The sequence below is a fragment of the Luteibacter sp. P4_E6 genome (assembly GCF_056401535.1).
On record NZ_JBFUJE010000427.1, the window covers coordinates 1 to 3,384 of the forward strand.

General features: G+C 67.6%; 2 protein-coding genes and 1 pseudogene. All 3 read right to left on the reverse strand.

Translation table 11 applies throughout. The features are described 5' to 3' along the window. Window positions 1-41: 41 nt before the first annotated feature. Window positions 42-971 (reverse strand): annotated as a pseudogene (thrC, locus tag AC1DT2_RS18570) (threonine synthase); the annotation flags it as partial. A 2-nt stretch (window positions 972-973) separates the two neighbouring features. Beyond that, window positions 974-1,924, reverse strand: coding sequence for a homoserine kinase (locus AC1DT2_RS18575; RefSeq protein ID WP_477297952.1), 951 nt, complete (start codon window positions 1,922-1,924; stop codon window positions 974-976). Beyond that, entirely contained in the window at window positions 1,918-3,069 is a 1,152-nt protein-coding gene (locus AC1DT2_RS18580) for a homoserine dehydrogenase family protein (RefSeq protein ID WP_477297953.1), read from the reverse strand. The genes AC1DT2_RS18575 and AC1DT2_RS18580 overlap by 7 nt, the downstream gene beginning before the upstream one ends. Between the last annotated feature and the right edge of the window lie 315 nt (window positions 3,070-3,384).

Genomic DNA, 3,384 nt, shown 5'->3' on the forward strand with positions numbered 1-3,384 from the left:
CAGATGACTCAGCCGCTCGAAGTTGCTCGGCGCGCCCACATCAGATGACTCAGCCGCTCGAAGTTGCTCGGCGCGCCCACATCCATCGCATTGGCGATCGTCGCCACCGCGTCCCGCGCCTGGTACGGCTTCCCGGCAAAGAACTCCGGCAGCGTATCGTTTGCGTTACACGCGAACACCACATCGCCAATCGGCAACCCGATTTCGCGTGCCCACAGGCAGGCAACGGCGTTGCCGAGATTCCCGGTTGGCACGATGACATTCATCACGCCATCGGCGTTCAGTGACGCATGCCCGAAGTAAGCCATCTGCGGCAGCAGGCGCCCGAGGCTGATGCTGTTCGCCGAGGACATCGGCACGTCGGCCTGCAAGGCGGCATCGCCGAGTGCGCCCTTCACCATGCGCTGGCAGTCGTCGAAACTGCCTTCCACACGCAGGGCGCGCACGTTACCGCCGAAGCTGCCGAGTTGGTGCGCCTGGCGTGGCGAGACGCGGTTGTCTGGGTAGAGAATCGCGACGCGCACGCCGGGCAGGTTGTGGAAAGCGGCGCCGACGGCCGCACCGGTATCGCCCGACGTGGCTACGAGGATGGTGAGTGGGCGATCGCTGTCGCGGCGCAGGCGGCTCAGGCAAGCCGCGAGGAAGCGCGCACCGAAGTCCTTGAATGCTGCGGTGGGCCCATGGAAGAGCTCCAGCACATGAGCGCCTTCGATCTTCAACTCGCGACGCGGTGCCGGAAAGGCGAACGCTTCGGCGCAGATCGCCGGCAGATCGTCTTCGAGCGGATCGCCCTCGAAGAAGGGCTCGAGCATGCGCAGCGCGGTCCCCGCGAGGTAGCCGTTCGCCGGAGGCAGCGGCACCGTCGGCATCGTCTCGGGAACATACAGCCCGCCGTCGGGCGCGATGCCTGCGGCGATGGCATCGGAAAGACGTGTGGGCGCGGCACCGCCGCGCGTGCTGACATAGCGCATGGTCAGAGCAACCGGGCGGCGGGGCCGTCGATGGGGGCGACGAGTACGTCACTGTCGTGACCGGCAGCTTTGAAGGCGGCGCGCATGTCGATCGACGCGGCCTCGGCCGAGGCGCGATCTTCGAACCAGCCGAACACGCTCGGGCCGGCGCCGGAAATGCTGGCACCGAAGGCGCCATGGTCGAGCGCGGCCTGCTTCACGGCAGCGAAACCGGGAATCAGTGGCGCACGACGTGGTTCCACCAGCACATCGGAGAGTCCTTCGCGAACCAGCGTCGCTTCTCCGCGATAGCAGCCCGCCAGCACCAGCGCGAGATTGGCACTCTGCGCCACGAACTCGCTCAGCGCGTAATGRCCGGCCAGTGCAGCACGGGCACGGCGGGTTTCCAGCACCACGTGCGGATGGATCAGCGCGCAATGCCACTCGCCCGGCACCGGAATGCGCACGAGGCGCTTGTCAGTGGCGAGCACGAGGCCACCGAGCAACATCGGTCCGAGGTTATCGCCATGACGACTACCGCTGGCAACCACCTCGCCGTCCAACGCAAACGGATACAAAGCCTCGCGTGACAGCGGCTCGTCCAGCAGCGCATTGGCGGCAACGACAGCCGCGACGCAGGACGCCGCCGATCCGCCCATGCCCGAGCCCAGCGCGATGCCCTTGTGCAGCACCAGCTCGAAGCCGAACGGCAGTTGCAGCCCATGCATCATCGACAGCAACGAGGCGCCGGCGGTGTTGTCCGCGGCAGCCATCGGCAGGTCCGTGATCACGCCATCGATCGAGGCAATGCGCACTTCCCGCTCGGGGATGCGACGCACTTCGGCACGATCGCCTGCGCCTGCGACGCAGTGTCCAAGGATGTCGAACCCGATGCCGACATTGCCGACACTGGCGTAGGCCTCGGCCACGGCGACATCCGCACGGACCAGGGGCGAGGATTCTTCTTTCAGCATGCGCACCGTTTTACTCCCATGGCACCGGCCACGCGCAGCAGATCCGTGAAGACCGCCGCCGCCGTGACCTCGGGACCGGCACCCGGCCCCTGGACGACCAGGGCATTGTCGCAGTAACGGCGCGTGGCGAAACGCACCACGTTATCGGTGAGGCGCGAGTGCGCGAAAGCGTGGTCGGCACCGATCACCTGCACGCCTACCGAGGCGTTCCGCCCATCGAGACGGGCCACGTGGCGGAGCACGCCGCCCGCGGCGCGGGCATCGGCAAGCAGGGCGGCCATCGGCGCATCCATGGCGTCGAGATTCGCCATGAAGCCCTCGCGGCTGCCGTCGGCCAGCTCGGCGGGGATCAGGCTGCGTACGTTCACGTCGTCCAGGGACAGGCCGACGCCGGCTTCCCGGGCGAGAATCACCAGCTTCCGGGCCACGTCCATGCCGGAAAGGTCGTCACGCGGATCGGGCTCCGTATAGCCCATGGCATGCGCCTCGCGGACCAGCGCCGAGAACGGTACCGAGCCATCGAAGCGATTGAACAGCCAGGCCAGGGTACCGGAGAGCATGCCTTCCACGGCGAGCAGTTCATCGCCCGTGTCGATCAGGTCGCGCAGGGTCTGCACCACCGGCAAGCCCGCACCCACCGTGCCTTCGTAGTGCAGGCGGGCGCCGCTGGCGTCGGAGGCACGGGCAATCTTGTGCCAGCGATCCAGCGGCCCACTGGCGGCGCGCTTGTTCGGGGTGACGATGTGGATGCCGGCGGCGAGCCAGCCGGCGTAATGGTTGGCCACGAGGTCGCTGGCGGTGCAGTCGGCTAGTACGGCCACTTCGCCCTCGCGACCCGCCACATACGCGGCGAACTCGTCGAGCTCGGCCGGACGCCAGATCTGGGCGCCGTGCTGGCGACCGTTGAGGGCGTCGTCATCGCAATCCAGCCACATATGCCGGCTGTCGCTCACCGCCCGCAGGCTGAGCTGCAGGTTGCACTCGCGCAGCAGACGGGGTGCGGCCAGGCGCATCTGGGCCAGGAAGGCGCTGCCGACCTTGCCGGGTCCGACGACACCGACATTGACCACAAGGGGAGCGACGGCCACGCGCAGAGGCGCAACACGTAAGGGAGAACGGGGTAACTCGACAGCGATGGACACGATGAAAGCCTCCGGTGAGAGGCCCTTCGTCACATCAGGTTTGGGATCTTGGCTGGGAGTTCCGGCGCCGATCCCGTCCTGCGGGAGGTCGGGGCCGGCAGCGACAAGAAACTAGGCGCGCGCGAACTCCGATCCTCCGACCAGGGTAGTGGTCGTTGTCGTTGTAGTCGCGGTGGTGGACACGGACGCAAGCGCGCCGGCCGGGAGGGCCGGGGTGAAACGCAGCGCTGGCGTGTTGGGATGCATGGGCCCGACGTTATGCCCGCGTGTAGGGGACTGTCAAGCGGGTCGGGGCCGGCCGGATGGCCTATGTGGATT